The organism is Teichococcus deserti (genome assembly GCF_001982615.1).
Lineage (GTDB): Bacteria > Pseudomonadota > Alphaproteobacteria > Acetobacterales > Acetobacteraceae > Pseudoroseomonas > Pseudoroseomonas deserti.
Genome location: NZ_MLCO01000070.1, coordinates 1 through 16,365 on the forward strand (window position 1 = coordinate 1; position 16,365 = coordinate 16,365).

Consider the following 16,365-nt stretch of genomic DNA (forward strand, 5'->3'; position numbering starts at 1 on the left):
CCCCCAGGCTGGCGCCGGCCCGACCGCGCGCCCGGCCGCAGGGACCGTCCTCTGGACAGCCCTCTGGGACACCCATCTGGGACAGTCCTCTGGGAAAGCCCTCTGGGACCGCCCCTCGGACCGCCCTGCCCGACCTGACCGAAAGACCACGATGCCCGGCCAGACCCCCGCTCCCGTCGCTGACGCCGCCTTCGACCTGAAGGCGCATATCCGCGGCATCCCGGATTTCCCGAAGCCGGGCATCCTGTTCTACGACATCTCCACCCTGCTGCGGCACGGCCCGGCCTGGAAGGCGGCGATGGACCTGCTGGCCGAGCGCATCCGCCCGGCCCGGCCGACCCTGCTGGCCGGCATCGAGAGCCGCGGCTTCCTGATGGCCGCGCCGATGGCGCTGGAGCTCGGCCTGGGCTTCATCATGCTGCGCAAGCCGCGCAAGCTGCCGGGCGCCACCATCGGCTATGACTACGACCTCGAATACGGCACCGACCGGATCGAGATGCAGGCCGATGCGGTGAAGCCCGGCGACCGCGTCGTGCTGCTGGACGACCTGCTGGCCACCGGCGGCACCATGGCCGCCGGCGTCGAGCTGCTGCGCCGCGGCGGCGCCGAGGTGCCGATGGTCGCCACCCTGATCGAGCTGACCTTCCTGAACGGCCGCGCCCGCATCGACGCGCCGGTCGAAACCCTTGTCGCCTACGACGACTGAGGGGCATGGGACGGGGAGCATGAAGCGGGCGCGCGCTGCCATTTTCCCGCCGCGGCCGCCTGCCATGAGGGCGGCATGATGCCGCTCCCCCGCCGCGCCCTGGCGCTCGGCGCGCTGGCCAGCCTGGGGCTGTCCCGCGCCGCGCCGGCGCAAGCGCCTGCCTTTGCCAATCCGGCCTTCGCGGCAGCTCCGCCGCTGCCGGACAGCGCCACGCTGCTGCTGCCCGGCCCGGAGAACGGCGCCGCGGCGCTCTGGGCGCGCGGCCTGGCCGCCGGGCTGGTGCGCGGCCTGCCGCATGCGGTCGCGCTGCGCACCACCATCCTGGGCGGGCCGGACGGGGTCACCGCCGCCAACCGCTTCGCCACGCTGGAGGCCGGCGACGGCCGCACCCTGCTGGTGCTGCCGGGCCTTGCCGCGCATGCCCGGCTGGTCGGCGAGAGCCGCGCGCAATACGACCCGGAATCCTGGCTGCCGCTCTGCGTCGGCTGGCAGGGCGCGGTGCTGGCAGGGCGCGGCGTCTTCGTGCCGCCGCGCGCCGCGCAGCCGCTGCGGCTGGCGCTCGCCGGGCCGGACTCGCCGGAGGCCGCGGCGCTGCTGGCGCTCGACCTGCTGGGCTTCCCGGCCGTGCCGGTCTTCGGCCTGTCGGGCGCCGCCGCGGCCGCCGCCATCGGCCGCGGCGAGGCCGATGCCCTGGTCATGGCCGATCCGACGCCGCAGACCCGCTCGCGGCAATATGGCCTGACACCCTGGCTGGAGCTGGACACCCCGGCCCGCCGCGACCACCCCGAGCTGCTGGCGGCCAGCAGCGCCGCGGCCCGCCCGGCGGCGCTGGCCGCCGCCCAGGCCGGCTTCGCGGCGCTGCGGCTGCGCGCGGCGCTGATGCTGCCCGGGTTGACGCCGGCCGATTCGGTCGCCGCCTGGCGCCGCGCCGCGCTGCGCTGGCAGGAGGAGGAGGAGAAGAGCCAGCCGGCCGAGGGCTCCGCCTCCCCGGCCCTGGTCGGCGCCGAGGCGCGGGCGATCATGGCGGCGCTCTGCCCGGCACCGGATGCGGTCCTTGCCTATCGCGAATGGCTGCTCCGCCGCCTCGCCTGGCGCCCCAGCTGACTTTCCAGCTGTCGCGCGCCGATGGCGCACGACCGGCGCGCCAGCCTCAGTGCAGGTCGGTCAGCCCGGCCTGCAACGTCTCGGCGATGCCGAGCATCAGCCGCAGATCCGGCTCCGGCTGGTCCAGCTCGACCAGCATGGCCAGCGCCAGCCGGGCGACGCCCTGGCGCAGGCTCTCGGGCAGCGAGCCCTCGGCGCCGCAGGCCAGCAGCACGGCGCGCCACAGGGCGCCGGCGCGCTCCAGCGCGGCCTCGGGGTCCGGGTGATGGCCGTCGCGCAGCAGGCGCAACTCATCGGCCAGGGCAGCGAAGGCCGCGGCCTCGGCGGCGCGGGCGGAAAAGTCGGCGCTGCCCTGGCCGGGCGCCGCCACCATGTCGTCCAGGATGGCCAGGCTGCCACGCATCGGCATCGCGACGGTCCTCAGGCCACCGCGCCGGAGGCGCTGGAGGATGGCACCGCGGCGGCTGCGTCGGCGCCGCCCACCTCAGGCGCGGCCGCCTCGGGCAGGGCGCCGGCGCTGCGCAGCACGGCGTCCTCGTGCTGCATGACACGGCGGACCAGCTTCAGCGCCTGGTAGCATTCGTCCTGCTCGGCCAGGGTCAGCGCCGAATCCAGCGCCTCGCGGACCAGGGCGGAGGTGGTGACCTCCTGGAACTCGGCGATCAGGTCGCGGGCCAGTTCGAGGCCGCGCTCGCGCTCTTCCTCATTGCCGATATAGGCGGTCTGGATGGCGAAATAGATCCGGCGGGCCGGGGTGGTGGCCAGCTCCGGCGTCATGATCTGCTTGCCGAAGAGGAAGCGGGCCCGGCTGGTCAGCTCGATGCGCGCGCGGTTGCGGAAGCGCAGTGGCGCCCCGTTGACCACCAGCAGGTCCCCCTGCCGCAATTCCAGCACCAGTGTCGACACCGTCTTGCATCCTTCGGAAACCCGGTCGCCCCAACGAAGAGCTTCGCCGAAACTCCGGTCCGAAGCCTTTCTTCCGGCTCCAGATCCCGCGCTGGCCTGGTCAATCTGGGGTGTTTTTCTTTAACAACACATAAATGAGAGCCGCGGACGCGACAAAAAATTACATTCCGCGCAACGCATTAGGCTCTCAGCGGCGCAGCAGCAGCAGCAGCCCCTCGACCGGCGCGCCACGCTCCTCGCGCAGCACCGTGCGGCGCTCCGCCAGCGGCGCCAGGCCCGCGGCGGCGCAGAGACCGGCGATGGCGGCCGGCGCGTGGCGGTAGCGCAGGCCCTCGCCCAGGGCGAAGGGTGCGGCCTCCCCCAGCTCCAGGCTGAAGGCCGCGATGCCGCCGGGCCTCAGCGCGCGGACCATGGCGGCGAGCGCCCCGTCCAGCGCGCCCAGATAGTTCAGCACGTCAGCGGCGGCCACCAGATCGAAGCGCGCCGGATGGGCGGGCAGGAAGTCGAGCAGGTCGGCCTCGTGCAGCGCATCGTAGCCGCCGGCCGCCCGCGCCGCCTCCAGCATGCGCGGCGACAGGTCCAGCCCCTCCAGCCGCCGCGCGAAAGGGGCGAGCGCCCGCCCCGACAGGCCGGTGCCGCAGCCGAGGTCGAGGACATCGAGGCTGCGGTCCTCGGCGATCCCGGTCTCGCGCAGCAGCCCGGCCAGCGCCTCGGGCGTGCGGTAGCCGAGCTTTCCGGTGAGGTCCGCCTCGAAGCGCGGCGCATACTGGTCGAAGAGGTCGCGCACATAAGCCGCCGGCGCCCGGTCCGGCGTCGCCGCGGCGCCGAGGGCGGCCAGCAGGAAGCCGGCCTGCTCGGCAAAGTCCGGGTCGCGGGCGGCGGCCTCGGCGGCGGCGCGGGCTTCGGGCCGCGCGCCGGCCTCGCGGCAGGCATGGGCGAGGGCCAGCTGCGCCGCGGCATCCGGGCGCAGCTTCACCGCGCGGCGCAAGGGCGACAGCGCCGCGCGCGCCTGCCCCAGCCCGCAGAGCGCCTGGCCGAGGTTGCGCAGGCTCAGGGCATCCTCCGGCCGTTGCGCGGTCGCCTGGCGGAGCAGGACGACCGCCTCCTCCAGCGCGCCGGTCTCGGCCAGCAGCGCGCCGAGCGAGGCCTGGAAGACCGGCGCCCCCGGCCGCAGCGCGAGGGCCCGCCGGACCAACGGGACGGCGTTGGAAAAAAGACCCTGCTGGCGCTTGAGGGTGCCGAGCAGGTTCAGCGCGTTGGGCTCGTCGGGGTGCTGGGCCAGGATGCGGACGTAGAGCGCCTCGGCCGCCGGCAGGTCGCCGGCGGCGTGCAGCGCGCTTGCCTGCCGCAGCAGGGTCAGAACAGGCCCTCGATGCGGCCCGCGGCGTCGAGGCCGATGGCTTCGGCGGCCGGGCGGCGCGGCAGGCCGGGCATGGTCATGACGTCGCCGGCGATGGCGACGACGAAGCCGGCGCCGGCCGAGAGGCGCACCTCGCGCAGCGGCAGGATATGGCCTTCGGGCGCGCCCATCAGCGTCGGGTCGGCGCTGAAGGAATACTGCGTCTTGGCGATGCAGACGGGGACATGGCCGAAGCCGGCTTCCTCGAATTTCTTCAACTTTGCGGCGACGGGCGGGGGAATCGAGACACCGGCGGCGTGGTAGATCTCGCGCGCCACGGTCTCGATCTTGCCGGTCAGCGACAGGTGGTCGTTGTAGAGCGGCTCGAACTTCGCGCGGCCCTCGGCGATGATGCGCTTCACCGCATGGGCGAGCTCTTCCGCGCCGGCCGCGCCATCGGCCCAGTGGGTGCAGAGGATGGCTTCCGTCCCCAGCTTCGCCATGGCGGCGCGCACGGCGGCGACTTCCGCATCGGTGTCGGTGGTGAACTTGTTCAGCGCCACCACCACCGGCAGGCCGAACTTCTGCATGTTCTGCACGTGGCGGGCCAGGTTGGCGATGCCGCGGGTGACGGCGGCGACATCCTCGGTGCCGAGCGCCGACTTGGCGACGCCGCCATGCAGCTTCAGGGCGCGGACGGTCGCCACCACCACGCAGGCCGACGGCGCCAGGCCCGCCGAGCGGCACTTGATGTCGAGGAACTTCTCCGCGCCCAGATCGGCGCCGAAGCCGGCCTCGGTGACGACGACATCGGCCAGCTGCAGCGCCAGCCGCGTGGCCATGACGCTGTTGCAGCCATGCGCGATGTTGGCGAAAGGCCCGCCATGCACCAGGGCCGGCGAGCCCTCGAGCGTCTGCACCAAATTCGGAGAAAGCGCGTCGCGCAGCAGGGCGGCCATGGCGCCGTCGGCCTTCAGGTCGCGGGCGGTGATGCTGCGGCCGTCGCGCGACTGCGCCACGATGATGCGGCCCAGGCGGTCCTGCAGGTCGGCCAGGTCCTTGGACAGGCAGAACACCGCCATCACTTCCGAGGCGACGCTGATGTCGAAGCCGTCCTCGCGCGGGAAGCCGTTGGGGACGCCGCCCAGCGCCGCGTTGATGCTGCGCAGGGCGCGGTCGTTCATGTCGATGGCGCGGCGCCAGCTGATGCGGCGCGCGTCGATGCCGAGTTCGTTTCCCCAGTAGATGTGGTTGTCGATCATCGCGGCCAGCAGGTTGTTGGCGGCGGTGATGGCGTGGAAGTCGCCGGTGAAGTGGAGGTTGATCTCCTCCATCGGCAGGACCTGGGCATAGCCGCCGCCGGTCGCCCCGCCCTTGACCCCGAAGCAGGGGCCGAGCGAGGGCTCGCGCAGCGCGATCATGGCCCGGGTGCCGATGCGGTTCAGCGCATCGCCGAGGCCGACGGTGGTCGTCGTCTTGCCCTCGCCGGCGGCGGTCGGGTTGATGCCGGTGACCAGGACGAGCGCGCCCTGCCTGTTGCCCTCCTGCGCGCGCAGGAAGTCGAGGCCGATCTTGGCCTTGTAGCGGCCATAGGGCTCGAGCGCCTCGGCCGGGATCCCGGCGCGGGAGGCGATCTCCTGGATCGGTAGCAGCTTGGCCGCGCGCGCGATGTCGAGGTCGGTCGCCATGGTCTCACCCTGTTGGTCGCCGCCCGGCTTATCGTCCTCCGGGAGGAGCGGCAAGACGGGGGCGGGAGCGGCAAGACAGGGCCAGCGGGGACGCAGCCGCCGATTGAAACTGTCCTCGACGTCATGTCATGTTGTCGGACAACTAAAAAACTCCGGGAGAAAAGTCCGATGAACCGTCGTCCCCTGCTGGGCGCCGCCGCGCTCGCCCTGCTTCCGGGTGCGATCCCGGGTGCCCGGCGCGCCCTGGCCCAGCCCGCCACATGGCCCTCGCGCCCCGTCACCATGCTGGTGCCCTTCGTCGCCGGCGGCCCGAGCGACATCGTGGCGCGGGCGATCTCGACCCGGATGAGCCAGACCATCGGCCAGACGGTGGTGGCCGAGAACCGCGCCGGAGCCAATGGCGAGATCGCCGGCCGGGTGCTGGCGCGGGCCGAGCCGGACGGGCAGACGCTGATGGTCGGCTCGATCGGCGTCTATGCCATCAATGCCGCGCTGCGCCCCGACCTGGGCTACGACCCGGTCAAGGACTTCTCGCCGATCAGCCTGGCGGTGACGACGCCCAACGTGCTGGTGGTCAATGCCGAGCGGGTGCCGGTGTCGGATGTCGCCGGGCTGATCGCCTGGCTGAAGGCCAATCCGGGCAAGACCAGCTATTCGACCAGCGGCGTCGGCTCCTCCGACCAAATGACGGCGGAGCTGTTCAAGCAGCGGGTGGGCGTGGACGTGGCGCATGTCCCCTATCGCGGGGGTGCGGCGGCGGCGACCGACCTGATCGCCGGCAATGTGCAGATGTCGTTCCAGAATCTCGGCACGGTGGCCGCGCATATCCAGTCGGGGCGGCTGAAGGCGCTGATGGTGACGGATGCGCAGCGGCATCCGATCCTGCCGTCGGTGCCGACCTCGGCCGAGGCCGGGCTGTCGGATTTCGTGGTGACCAGCTGGCAGGCGGTGATGGCGCCGGGCAACATGCCGGCGGCGCTGCGGACCCGGATCCATGCCGCGGTGGCCGAGGCCTTGCAGCATCCGGATGTGAAGCCGCGGCTGGAGCAGATCGGCTTCACCATCGTGGCCAGCACGCCCGAGGCCTATTCGCAGTTCCAGCAGGCGGAGATCGCGCGCTGGCGCCAGGTGATCCAGGTGGCCGGCATCAAGCCCGAGTGATGTATTCGCTTCTTGTGAAATAGAAAAAAGATGGGGTCCGGGGAATTCCTTCCCCGGCCTTGCTTTCGAATGATGCAGATCAAGGCGTCTTCTTTTTGCCGGCGCTACCCCTCCTCTCACCTTGAAAGGAAGGTTTGCAGTCGTGAAGAAGACGGTTTGTGGCGCCGTGGCGGTCCTGGCGATGATGACGGCGCCGGCGATGGCGCAGGAGCCGCTGCGTGGCAAGCAGGCGGGCGACATCGTGGTGGGGTTCGGCGCCATCGGCGTGCTGCCGCAGAGCGGCGGGCGGGTGGATGCGATCGGCGGCAAGCCGGACGCCTCGAACAGCGTGACCCCGCAGCTGGACGTCACCTATTTCGTCACGCCGACCATCGCGCTGAACCTGATCGCGGCGACGACGCGGCATGACGTGTCGGTGCGCGGCTCGGCGCTGGGGGATGTGGATCTGGGCCGGGTCTGGGCGCTGCCGCCGACGCTGACCCTGCAGTACCATCCGCTGCCGCAGTCGCGGGTCAGCCCTTACGTGGGCGCCGGCATCAACTACACGCTGTTCTATGGCGAGGGCGGCGGGCGGACGCCGCCGGTGGCCAAGGTCGATGTGGAGAACAGCTGGGGCTGGGCGCTGAATGTCGGCGTCGATTACGAGGTGACGCCGCGCTGGGGCATCAACTTCGACGTCAAGAAGCTGTTCCTGCGGCCGGATGTTTCCGTCAACGGCGGCGCCATCGGGGCGCGGGCGGACCTCGATCCCTGGATCGTGGGGGCGGCGGTCCGCTACCGCTTCTGACCTGGTCCTGGATGTGAAAAAGCCCCGGCCAAAATGGCCGGGGCTTCTTTTCAGCTGTGAGACGCCAGGGGCAGGCGGTGGTTTTCAGCTGGACCAGGCCATGCGGACGACGCGCCAGGCGCCGTCGCGCCAGGCCAGGTCCAGGCCCAGGCTGCCGGCGCCCTCGCGCGGGGCGAGCTCCAGCCGGGCGCTGTGCAGGCCGGTGATCTGCATCTGGCGCAGGCGGTCCAGCGGCACCACGGTCGCGTCGCGCAGCAGCGGGGCCGGGGTCTGGCGGGCCTCGACGACGCGCTTCAGGGCCTCGGGATCCTGCCAGCCGGCGGAGAGCTCCTCCGCCAGCATCGCCATGTAGCGGGAGGCGCTGCCGCCCTGCGGCGCGGCGTGGCTGGCTGCGGGGGCAGCGACCTGGACGCCGGGCTCGAGCGGCAGCTGGGCCAGCAGCTCGAGCGGGGCGTGGTTCAGCACCAGGCCGGCGAAGGCGGCGAGAGGACGGGCCGGACCGGCCAGCAGCAGGGCGCCCAGCACCGGGAGCGCCATGACGGCTGCGAAAACCCGCGACCAGCGACGGGGGGCGCAGCGGCCGGCCGCGGTGGCGGGCTCGTCATGCGACTCGGGGACGACGGCGATATGGCTGCGCGCCTCGTAGGCGTCCCAGACTTCGTTCCAGCTATCGGCGGTGGTGGCGGACTGTCGCATGTTTTGATCCAGACCCTCGGCTTGTCTCACGAGGCGAGAATTACCCGGCAAAGGGTAAGCATCGGGTTAAACCGGCACACGCGTTCGTGAGCAGACGAAGCGGTAAGTCAGGGATTTTCGCGGAAGTGTGCAGCACACCCGCGTGAGGTCACCGCACCGGAAACTTCCGATTTACAGAGGGATGCAGCGGAAAAATGCCAAGCCCAGGCCGTCGGCGCTGCCCTTCGGCAGCCCGGAAGACCCCGCGAAATTTTTTGGCGAAGACCCGGAAGGGGTCAGGTGAAAGGGGCGAGGCCGCGTTCGAGGGCGCCCAGCGCGCCGGCAAAGGCCTCGGTCATGGCCGCTGCCAGCACTTCGGGGCCGCGCGGGCCGGCCGGGATCGGCGCCGTGCCGGTGACCGCCAGCTGGGTCAGCAGGGTGGTGCCCCCCTCGCCTTCCCGCAGCAGCACGGCCGAGAGGCCGGCGCGCGCCTGGCCGGCACCCAGATCGGCCAGCAGCGCGGTCAGCTCGGTCTCCAGCACCAGGTCGGCGCGCGCCCGCGTCCCCGGCGAGACCACCGCGCCGAACAGCCCGCCGGCGGAGAGCCAGCGGCGCAGCGCCTCCTCGGCAAGCTCGGCCGGCGGGGCGCTCCATTCGGCGTAGAAGTCGACGGACTCGGTGCCGTCGGCGCGCAGGCTGCGCAGGCCGCGGCTGTCCTGCCCGGGGGCCGAGCGCATCAGCCGCACCAGCAGCACGCGGCGGCGGCCGCTGCGGGCCGGCATCGGCGCGGCCGGGTCGCGCAGCGGGGTCAGCGGGAAGCGGCGCACCTCGACATAGGGGCGGTCGGGCAGGACGCTGCAGGCGGCCAGCGCCGGCAGGGCCAGCAGGGCGAGACGGCGATGCATGGAAGCCTCCTCCTCAGCGGTAGTTGGGCGCCGGCGGCGGCGCGCCGAAGATCGCCTGGCCGGGCGCGCGGCGCAGCGCCTCGGTGGTGTCGCGCAGATTGCCGGCGACCGCGCGCAGGTCGCGCAGCAAGGGCGCCAGGTCGGCATTGGCGTCCTGGGTCGTGTTGCGGGCCGTCCGCAGAGTCTGCTCCAGCGCGGTGATGGCCTGCGGCAGGCGGGCCAGGCTGCGCCGCATCTCCTCCGCCGCGCCGCCGACATTGGCCAGGGTGGCGCGCGCCTCGGGGCCGCCCACCAGGTTGCGCAGGTCGGTCACCGTGCCGCGCAGGTCGGCGACCAGCCCGGGCAGGTCGGTGCCCTCGGCCGTGTGGCGCAGGCTGGACATGGTGGCCGAGGCCTCGGCCAGGATCCTGGCGGCGTCGCCGTTCTGCAGCTGGCTCTTCACCAGGGCGACGATCTCGGTGATGTCGCCCATCAGCTCTTCCAGCGGAGCGTTCTGGATGCGCGCCAGGATGGCCTCGGCGGCGTTCTGCACCTGGGCGACGGTCGACGGCATGGCCGGGATCACCGGATAGGTCGATTGCCAGGGCAGGTCCTCCCGCGCCGGGAAGCGGGTCGGGCTGACGAAGTCGAGCTCGATATAGGCGACGCCGGTGATGCCCTGGCTGGACAGCCGCGCCCGCAGGCCCCGCCGCACCGAGGCCTCGGCCCGCTCCGGCGTGTCGATGGTGGCCTTCTGCGGGTCCAGCGCCAGCCGGACCAGGACGAGCTGGAAGGCCTCCATCGCCTGGTTGCGGCTGGAGGGCGGGTATTCGGCGTTGACCAGGCCGATCTGGCTGACCTGGCCGATCTGCACGCCGCGGTAGCGCACCGGCGCGCCGACCTCCAGGCCGATGACGCTTTCCTGCAGATAGGTCTCGAAGACCAGGGTGGAGCGGGTCAGCCTTCCGCCGGTCAGGAACAGGACGAAGCCCAGGGCCAAGGCGAGGCCCACCAGGATCAGGGCGCCGACGCGGACATAGAGGCTGGTGGAGCTGGTCATGCGGCGGGCGCCTCCCGGCGGAAGAAGGCGCGCACCGTGGGATGCGTCGCGTGGTCGCGCAAAGCGCGCGGATCGCCCTCGGCAATCATGCCGCGGGCGGCCTTGTCGAGCATGATGCAGCGGTCGCCGATCGCCAGGATCGATTGCAGCTCATGCGTCACCACCACGAAGGTGGTGCCGAGGTCGCGGGCCAGCTCCTTGATCAGCTGGTCCAGCCCGGCCGAGGTGATCGGATCCAGACCCGCCGAGGGCTCGTCGAGGAACAGCAAGGGCGGGTCGAGCGCCATGGCGCGGGCGATGCCGGCGCGCTTGGCCATGCCGCCGGAGATTTCCGCCGGCAGCCGGTTGGCGGCGTCCGACAGCCCGACCAGGCCGAGCTTGACGCGCGCCACCTGCTCGCGCGCGGCGCGCGGCAGGGCGGTATGCGCCTCCAGCGGCAGCATGACGTTCTCCAGCAGGGTCATCGAGCCGAAGAGCGCGCCCGACTGCCACATGACGCCCAGCCGGGTCAGCAGTTCCCGCCGTGCTGCGCCCTCGGTCTCCATCAGCGGCTGGCCGAGGATGCCGATCTTTCCGGCGGTCGGCCGGTACAGCCCGATCAGCAGCTTCAGCAATGTGGACTTGCCGCAGCCGGAGCCGCCCAGGATGACGAAGACTTCTCCGCGGGCCACACTGAAGGAGACATCGCGAAACAGGGCGTTGGAGCCGAAGGCCATGGCCACGCCCTCGGCGGTGACCACGGGGTCGGCGACCTGGCGGCGCTGGATGTCCTGGAAAGCCTCCATGCTCACCAGCCCAGCCGATAGAAAAGAATGGCGAAGAGCCCGTCCAGCACCACGGTCGCGACGATGCCGCCGACCACCGCCTGGGTGGCGGCGTCGCCCACGGCACGCGGGCCGCGCCCGGCCTGCAGCCCGGCGCGGCAGCCGATGCCGGCGATCACCATGCCGAAGACCACCGACTTGCCGAGCCCCCCCAGCAGCGAGCCCAGCGTCAGCCATTGCGCCAGCTGGTTCAGCACCAGCGGCGGCGGGTAGCCCAGCGCGCTCATCACGCCGCCCATGCCGACCAGGCCCGCCAGGTTCATCATCAGCGCCAGCACCGGCATGACCAGCATCGCCGCCAGCAGCCGCGGCAGCACCAGCATGACCATCGGGTCGACGCCCATGATGCGCAGCGCATCCACCTCCTCGTTCACCGTCATGGTGCCGAGCTCGGCGGCGAAGGCGCTGCCGGTGCGGCCGGCCAGGATCACCGCGGCGATCAGCGGCCCGAGCTCGCGGATGAGGGAGATGCCGACCAGGGAGGGGATGTAGATCTCGGCCCCGTATTGCCGCATCGGGATCGAGGACTGGAAGGCCAGGATGACGCCGATCAGCGTGCCCAGCAGCAGGGTCAGCGGGAAGGCGCGGAAGCCGGCCTCGTCCAGGTGGCGCAGCAGGTCGGCCCAGCGCAGCCGCCCCGGCCGCGGCAGGGTGGCGGCGGTCATCACCGCCGTCTCGCCCAGGAAGCCGGCGGCGGCGCGCATGTCCTTCAGTCGCCCGACGCCCCAGGCACCAACCGCGGCGATGAAGGGCAGGCGCGGCGGGGGCTTGGGCGGCCTGGGCGCGGCCAGCGCCTTGCGGGCGCGGTCCAGCACGGCGGCGACGGGGGGGCTGGCGCCCTGGATCTCGGTTTCCGTGCAGGCGCTGGCGCATTCCAGCACCAGGGCGGCGCCGGTGCTGTCCAGCGCGGTCAGGTCCGACAGGTCGAGCCGGCGCGCGCCGGCCGCCGCGCGCAGCACCGGCTGCCACAGCCGGCCGGCCGCGCGCGTGGTCAGGGCGCCGCGCAGCAGCAGGATATCGCCCGCGCGGTCGAAGCCCGCCGGGGCCGCTGCCTGGTCTGCCGTGTCGCTCATGCAGGGGATGAAATAAGGCAGCGGCCGGGCGGCGTTAACCCCTCGTCAGCCTCGCGTCATGAAACCTTGGGCATCAAAGGCGGCTGCCGACACGCTCTGTTGCAGCGATGGCGGCCTGCGCCGCCTGGCGGCCGCTGTCCCAGGCGCCGGCCAGGGTGGCGGCATAGCGCGGATGGCAGGCCTCGCCGGCGAAGCACAGCCGCCCCTGCTCGAGCGGCGTCGCCAGCGTGACCCGGGCCGCAGCCCGCCCCGGCCGGGCATGCGAATAGGCGCCGCGGGCGAAGGGATCGGCGCCCCAGTCATGCATCGCCGCCACATCGGTGCGGATCGCCTGTTCCGCGCGGCGACCGAAGGCGCGGCGCAGCTCGGCCAGGGCATGGGCGTGGAAGGCGGCGGTCCCCTGCCCCGACAAGGCCGAGGCGGCCTCCCCGCCCAGGAAGCCCATGACGTGGTCCTGGCCGAAGGGCCAGGCGACGAAGCTCATCGCGGGGTCGGCAGGATCGGCCACCTGGCGCTCCAGGCCGCCGAAATCGGGCAGATCGAGACGGTCGGGGCCGGCCGCCTTCAGCCCGATCTTGGACAGCAGGCCGAGCGGCAGGTCATGCGCGGCCTGCAAGATGTCCGCCGGCAAGGGCGGGTCGAAGCGGATCGCCTCGCCGGCCAGCAGGCTGGTCGGGATGGTGACCACCAGGGCGCCGGCGGTCACCCTGCCGAAGCTTCCTTCCACGGCGATGCGCGGCGCGGACCAGTCGACCCTTTCCACGACTGCGCCGAAGCGGATGGGCAGCGCGGCGGCGAGGCTCTCCAGCAGCGGCCCCAGCCCCCCGGGCAGCAGCAGATTCGGCCCCGAGAGCTGGGTGTCCAGAAAGTCGTCCAGGTCCATGGCGCCGAGCGGGGCGGCGCAGATCACCTCGCCCTCCCAATGGGCGACGGTGGCGTCCCAGGGCCCGCCCTGCGGCGCCGCCTCCCCGGCCGAGCGGCCGGGGGCCCGCCGCGCCGCCAGATGCCCGTGGAAGCGGCCGTAGGTGGCGTCGTAGTCGGCCATTTCCGCGGCCGTCGCCGGGCGGTCGCCGATGAAGCAGCGATGGCTGCGCACCGTGTCATGATCGAAGGGGGCGGCGCCGAGCGCGAGCGGGGTGAGCGGATTGGCCCCGGCCTCGTGCAGCCAGGTGGCACCCAGGTCGAAGGGCGCGCCCAGCGTCGTGGCATCGGTCCAGGCCCGCCCGCCGACCCGGTCGCGCGCCTCCAGAACCAGCAGGCTGCGGCCGGCGGCCTGTGCGGTCCGAGCGGCGGCGATGCCCGCGGCGCCGGCGCCGATGACCAGGAGATCGACCTCGGCGGTCACCGGCGCCACCGGTCCAGCCTGTCGCCGCCGCGGCGCAGCGCCATGGCGTCGGCGACCTCGCCGGGGACGACCCGCTTGCCGACCGGGGCCAGCGAGGCCGCGGCCAGCTTCAGATGCGCCCAGGCGAAGGGCAGGCCGATGATGGTGATGGCGCAGCCCGCCGCCAGCACCAGATGCGTGGCGCAGAGCCAGATGCCGGCCAGGAAGAACCAGATGACATTGGCCAGCATCCCCAGCGGCCCGGTGCCCAGCGACCCCCTGCCCGTCAGCTCCTCACGAGAGACAAGCGTCTGGCCGAATGGCAAAAAGCTGTAGCCGGCGAGCATCAGGCAGGCGCGGGCCCAGGGCAGGCCGATGATGGTCAGCGCCATCAGCACCGAGGCGAAGAGCCACATCAGTGCCGGGATGAAGCCGAAGCCGGGGAAGTTCCACAGCAGGTTCAGCAGGAAGGCCATGTTTTCGGGCTTTCAGGGGCGGTGGACGTCGTGGACCTGGATGCCGCTGCCGGGCGGCGGCATGGCCAGCCAGTGGCCGCGCTCCAGCGTGGCGCGCGTGTCGGCCAGCCCGCTCGCCCAATGCGCGCGCATGGTGCTCGCCGAGAATTCGTAATCCTTCGCCTGCCCCTCATGCGCCTGCTGGCGGTAGATCAGCTGCAGGATCACCACCTCCGGCAGCCGCTCCAGCCGCTGCTTCAGCTCGCGCTGGCGGGCGTCGAGCCGGTCCTGCGGGATCTGGTCCAGGGCGCGCTGCAGCTCGACCTCCAGGTCGCGGATGCGGCGGTGGAAATCGGTGACCGCGCGGGTGCGGCTGCTGTAGCGGATGTCCTTCTCCCGGGCCATGACGGCCGGCATGGAGCGCGGCACGGCGCCGCGGGCGCTGAACAGGTCGACCTGGAAGGCGAGCGTGTTGCGGCTTTCCAGATGCTCCAGCAGGTGCTGCAGCGGCGTGTTGGAGACCAGCCCGCCATCCCAGTAATGGTCGGTCCCCACCGGCACCATGGGCAGCGCCGGGGGCAGCGCGCCCGAGGCCATGACATGCGCCACCGTCAGCTTCATCCGGCCGCTGTCGAAATAGGCGAAGTTGCCGCTGCCGACATTCACCGCGCCGACGGCGAAGCGCATGCGCCGGTCGTTCAGCAGATCGAAATCGACCAGCTCTTCCAGCGTCGCCTTGAGGGGAGACGAATCGTAGAGGCTGGTCGCCGTCCTGGCGCCGGGGGCGGAGAACCAGGGATTGGGCACCTGCGGGGTGAAGAAGCCGGGCTGGCCCTGCAGCATGGTCAGCGCCGCCGAGGCCTCGTGCCGCCATTGCCGGAACCAGTCGCCATCGGGCAGCGGGCCCCAGAACTGGTCCTCCACCCGGTTGTCGGTGATCTTCTCCCAGAAGGCGCGCAGGGCGGCGATGCGGCGCTCCGGCGGGTTGCCGGCGATCAGCGCGCCGTTGATGGCGCCGATCGAGACGCCGGCGATCCAGTCCAGCGCGATGCCGGCCTCGTGCAGCGCCTCATAGACCCCGGCCTGGTAGGCGCCGAGCGCCCCGCCCCCCTGCAGCACCAGCGCCACCCGCCGGCAGCCTTCGGGCCGCCATGCGTCTTCCCCCTGATCCGGGCGCTCGGGCTGCTGGATATCCATGGCGGGGAGGCTCCTGGGCGGCGATGACCGCCCAGGAGGATGGTGCCGCGGCGGCCATGCTGCAACGCCGCGGCGGATTGTTGCCTGAGCCGGGGAACCGCGCCGTCCGGCGAAGCCGCCCCGGGCGATCGCGCGCTACAGCTTGAGGCCCAGCTTCTGGATCATCGCCCGCTCCTCCTCGTTGGTCTTCAGGGCGAAGGCGGCGTATTCGTCCGGGTTCATGTAGAGCACCGGCATGTCGTAGCGGTCGAGCACGGCGACATGCTGCGGATCGTTCACCGCCTCGCGGAAGGCGGCGTCGAGCACGCGCACCACGGCCGGGTCCATGCCCTTCGGCCCCGCCAGCCCATAGGGCGAGGTGGAGACCAGATCGATGCCCAGATCCTTCAGGGTCGGCGTGTCGGGGAAGCGCTTGGCCCGGGTCGGGCCCCAGGTGACCAGCAGCCGCAGCCGCCCGTCGCGCACCATCTCCGACCAGCCGGAGCTGTCGGCCAGGGCGTCGATCTGGCCGCCGAGCAGCGCCGTCGCATTCTCGGCATAGCCGCGGAAGGGGACGTGGACCCATTCGATGCCCTGCTGCCCGGCGATCTGCTCCATGGTGATGTGCAGCGAGGTCCCTACCCCGGGCGAGCCGTAGGTGATCTTTCCCCGGTTCTTCTTCGCGTCGGCCAGGAATTCCTGGAAGGTCTTCCAGGGGGCGTCGGCCCGCACCACGACCCCGAAGAGATAGCCGGTGAGGTGGCTGATCCAGGTGAAGTCCTTGGCCGGGTCGAAGGGCGGCTTGGCGGCCATATGCGGATAGCGGAAGACGCTGATCGGCATCTGCGAGATGATGTAGCCGTCCGGCTTCTCGTTCAGCAGCGCCTGCGGCCCGAGGATGCCGCCGGCGCCGGCGCGGTTCTCCACCACCACCGGCTGGCCCAGCTTGCGCGAGGCGACCTCGCCGAAGGCCCGCATCTGCACATCGGTGGTGCCGCCGGCGCCCCAGGGCACCAGCATGCGGATCGGCCGGGCGGGGAAGTTGCCCTGGGCCAGGGCCGGGCGGGCCAGGCTCGCCGTGGCCAGCGCAGCACCGATGGCCAGCGCCCTGCGGCGCGTCGTCTTTCCTGTCATTCGTCCTCCAACAGCCGGCTCTTGTGGCCGGACCTGGGGGGAGCATAGCGCAGCGGCGGGGTGACGGCG

General features: G+C 72.3%; 17 protein-coding genes. 4 read left to right on the plus strand and 13 right to left on the minus strand.

What is annotated here, in order from left to right; genetic code table 11:
- Positions 1 to 151 precede the first annotated feature (151 nt).
- Positions 152 to 706, plus strand: a complete 555-nt coding sequence (locus tag BKE38_RS09010) for an adenine phosphoribosyltransferase (RefSeq protein WP_076956990.1) — start codon at positions 152 to 154, stop codon at positions 704 to 706.
- A 75-nt stretch (positions 707 to 781) separates the two neighbouring features.
- On the plus strand, positions 782 to 1,810 hold the full coding sequence (locus BKE38_RS09015; protein ID WP_076956991.1) for a hypothetical protein: 1,029 nt from the start codon (positions 782 to 784) through the stop codon (positions 1,808 to 1,810).
- Positions 1,811 to 1,856: 46 nt separating this feature from the next.
- Here BKE38_RS09015 and BKE38_RS09020 read toward each other — a convergent pair whose 3' ends face one another.
- The 4 genes from BKE38_RS09020 to BKE38_RS09035 all read right to left on the minus strand — a co-directional run bounded on the left by BKE38_RS09020 (position 1,857) and on the right by BKE38_RS09035 (position 5,743).
- Complete coding sequence (locus BKE38_RS09020; protein ID WP_076956992.1) at positions 1,857 to 2,219, minus strand: flagellar biosynthesis regulator FlaF; 363 nt, start codon at positions 2,217 to 2,219, stop codon at positions 1,857 to 1,859.
- Between the two features lie 11 nt (positions 2,220 to 2,230).
- Positions 2,231 to 2,716 carry a flagellar biosynthesis repressor FlbT gene (locus tag BKE38_RS09025; protein ID WP_076956993.1) on the minus strand — a complete coding sequence of 162 codons (486 nt, stop codon included), beginning with the start codon at positions 2,714 to 2,716 and terminating at the stop codon, positions 2,231 to 2,233.
- Between the two features lie 187 nt (positions 2,717 to 2,903).
- Positions 2,904 to 4,076 (minus strand): methyltransferase domain-containing protein, encoded by a 1,173-nt coding sequence (locus BKE38_RS09030; RefSeq protein ID WP_076957015.1) that lies wholly within the window; start codon positions 4,074 to 4,076, stop codon positions 2,904 to 2,906.
- On the minus strand, positions 4,073 to 5,743 hold the full coding sequence (locus BKE38_RS09035) for a formate--tetrahydrofolate ligase (RefSeq protein ID WP_076956994.1): 1,671 nt from the start codon (positions 5,741 to 5,743) through the stop codon (positions 4,073 to 4,075). Before BKE38_RS09035 ends, BKE38_RS09030 begins: the two co-directional genes overlap by 4 nt.
- Positions 5,744 to 5,911: 168 nt before the next feature.
- Here BKE38_RS09035 and BKE38_RS09040 point away from each other — a divergent pair, with 168 nt between their 5' ends.
- The gene (locus tag BKE38_RS09040) at positions 5,912 to 6,904 is read left to right on the plus strand and encodes a Bug family tripartite tricarboxylate transporter substrate binding protein (protein ID WP_076956995.1); all 993 of its coding nucleotides are present in this window, start codon (positions 5,912 to 5,914) and stop codon (positions 6,902 to 6,904) included.
- A 142-nt stretch (positions 6,905 to 7,046) separates the two neighbouring features.
- Positions 7,047 to 7,691 (plus strand): OmpW/AlkL family protein, encoded by a 645-nt coding sequence (locus BKE38_RS09045; RefSeq protein ID WP_076956996.1) that lies wholly within the window; start codon positions 7,047 to 7,049, stop codon positions 7,689 to 7,691.
- Between the two features lie 84 nt (positions 7,692 to 7,775).
- Here the strand turns inward: BKE38_RS09045 and BKE38_RS09050 are convergent, their stop codons facing one another.
- The 9 genes from BKE38_RS09050 to BKE38_RS09090 all read right to left on the minus strand — a co-directional run bounded on the left by BKE38_RS09050 (position 7,776) and on the right by BKE38_RS09090 (position 16,296).
- The gene (locus BKE38_RS09050; RefSeq protein WP_076956997.1) at positions 7,776 to 8,387 is read right to left on the minus strand and encodes a hypothetical protein; all 612 of its coding nucleotides are present in this window, start codon (positions 8,385 to 8,387) and stop codon (positions 7,776 to 7,778) included.
- A gap of 275 nt (positions 8,388 to 8,662) precedes the next feature.
- On the minus strand, positions 8,663 to 9,271 hold the full coding sequence (locus BKE38_RS09055) for an ABC-type transport auxiliary lipoprotein family protein (RefSeq protein WP_076956998.1): 609 nt from the start codon (positions 9,269 to 9,271) through the stop codon (positions 8,663 to 8,665).
- 13 nt (positions 9,272 to 9,284) lie between these two features.
- Entirely contained in the window at positions 9,285 to 10,310 is a 1,026-nt protein-coding gene (locus tag BKE38_RS09060; protein WP_076956999.1) for an MlaD family protein, read from the minus strand.
- Entirely contained in the window at positions 10,307 to 11,095 is a 789-nt protein-coding gene (locus tag BKE38_RS09065) for an ABC transporter ATP-binding protein (protein ID WP_076957000.1), read from the minus strand. The genes BKE38_RS09060 and BKE38_RS09065 overlap by 4 nt, the downstream gene beginning before the upstream one ends.
- Before the next feature lie 2 nt (positions 11,096 to 11,097).
- Positions 11,098 to 12,207, minus strand: coding sequence for an ABC transporter permease (locus BKE38_RS09070; protein ID WP_076957001.1), 1,110 nt, complete (start codon positions 12,205 to 12,207; stop codon positions 11,098 to 11,100).
- A 73-nt stretch (positions 12,208 to 12,280) separates the two neighbouring features.
- Positions 12,281 to 13,561 (minus strand): flavin monoamine oxidase family protein, encoded by a 1,281-nt coding sequence (locus BKE38_RS09075; protein ID WP_076957002.1) that lies wholly within the window; start codon positions 13,559 to 13,561, stop codon positions 12,281 to 12,283.
- The gene (locus tag BKE38_RS09080; RefSeq protein WP_076957003.1) at positions 13,549 to 14,007 is read right to left on the minus strand and encodes a YccF domain-containing protein; all 459 of its coding nucleotides are present in this window, start codon (positions 14,005 to 14,007) and stop codon (positions 13,549 to 13,551) included. The genes BKE38_RS09075 and BKE38_RS09080 overlap by 13 nt, the downstream gene beginning before the upstream one ends.
- Before the next feature lie 12 nt (positions 14,008 to 14,019).
- Entirely contained in the window at positions 14,020 to 15,183 is a 1,164-nt protein-coding gene (locus tag BKE38_RS09085; protein WP_083747405.1) for a patatin-like phospholipase family protein, read from the minus strand.
- Positions 15,184 to 15,318: 135 nt separating this feature from the next.
- Positions 15,319 to 16,296: a Bug family tripartite tricarboxylate transporter substrate binding protein gene (locus tag BKE38_RS09090; RefSeq protein WP_076957004.1), complete on the minus strand. Its 978-nt coding sequence runs from the start codon at positions 16,294 to 16,296 to the stop codon at positions 15,319 to 15,321.
- Between the last annotated feature and the right edge of the window lie 69 nt (positions 16,297 to 16,365).

Excerpts from the sequence above, each read along its gene's own strand:
- BKE38_RS09010 (WP_076956990.1), top strand. The coding sequence starts at position 152 with ATGCCCGGCCAGACCCCCGCTCCCGTCGCTGACGCCGCCTTCGACCTG.
- BKE38_RS09015 (WP_076956991.1), top strand. The coding sequence starts at position 782 with ATGATGCCGCTCCCCCGCCGCGCCCTGGCGCTCGGCGCGCTGGCCAGC.
- BKE38_RS09020 (WP_076956992.1), bottom strand. The coding sequence starts at position 2,219 with ATGCCGATGCGTGGCAGCCTGGCCATCCTGGACGACATGGTGGCGGCG.
- BKE38_RS09035 (WP_076956994.1), bottom strand. The coding sequence starts at position 5,743 with ATGGCGACCGACCTCGACATCGCGCGCGCGGCCAAGCTGCTACCGATC.
- BKE38_RS09040 (WP_076956995.1), top strand. The coding sequence starts at position 5,912 with ATGAACCGTCGTCCCCTGCTGGGCGCCGCCGCGCTCGCCCTGCTTCCG.
- BKE38_RS09050 (WP_076956997.1), bottom strand. The coding sequence starts at position 8,387 with ATGCGACAGTCCGCCACCACCGCCGATAGCTGGAACGAAGTCTGGGAC.
- BKE38_RS09055 (WP_076956998.1), bottom strand. The coding sequence starts at position 9,271 with ATGCATCGCCGTCTCGCCCTGCTGGCCCTGCCGGCGCTGGCCGCCTGC.
- BKE38_RS09060 (WP_076956999.1), bottom strand. The coding sequence starts at position 10,310 with ATGACCAGCTCCACCAGCCTCTATGTCCGCGTCGGCGCCCTGATCCTG.
- BKE38_RS09065 (WP_076957000.1), bottom strand. The coding sequence starts at position 11,095 with ATGGAGGCTTTCCAGGACATCCAGCGCCGCCAGGTCGCCGACCCCGTG.
- BKE38_RS09070 (WP_076957001.1), bottom strand. The coding sequence starts at position 12,207 with ATGAGCGACACGGCAGACCAGGCAGCGGCCCCGGCGGGCTTCGACCGC.
- BKE38_RS09080 (WP_076957003.1), bottom strand. The coding sequence starts at position 14,007 with ATGGCCTTCCTGCTGAACCTGCTGTGGAACTTCCCCGGCTTCGGCTTC.
- BKE38_RS09085 (WP_083747405.1), bottom strand. The coding sequence starts at position 15,183 with ATGGATATCCAGCAGCCCGAGCGCCCGGATCAGGGGGAAGACGCATGG.
- BKE38_RS09090 (WP_076957004.1), bottom strand. The coding sequence starts at position 16,296 with ATGACAGGAAAGACGACGCGCCGCAGGGCGCTGGCCATCGGTGCTGCG.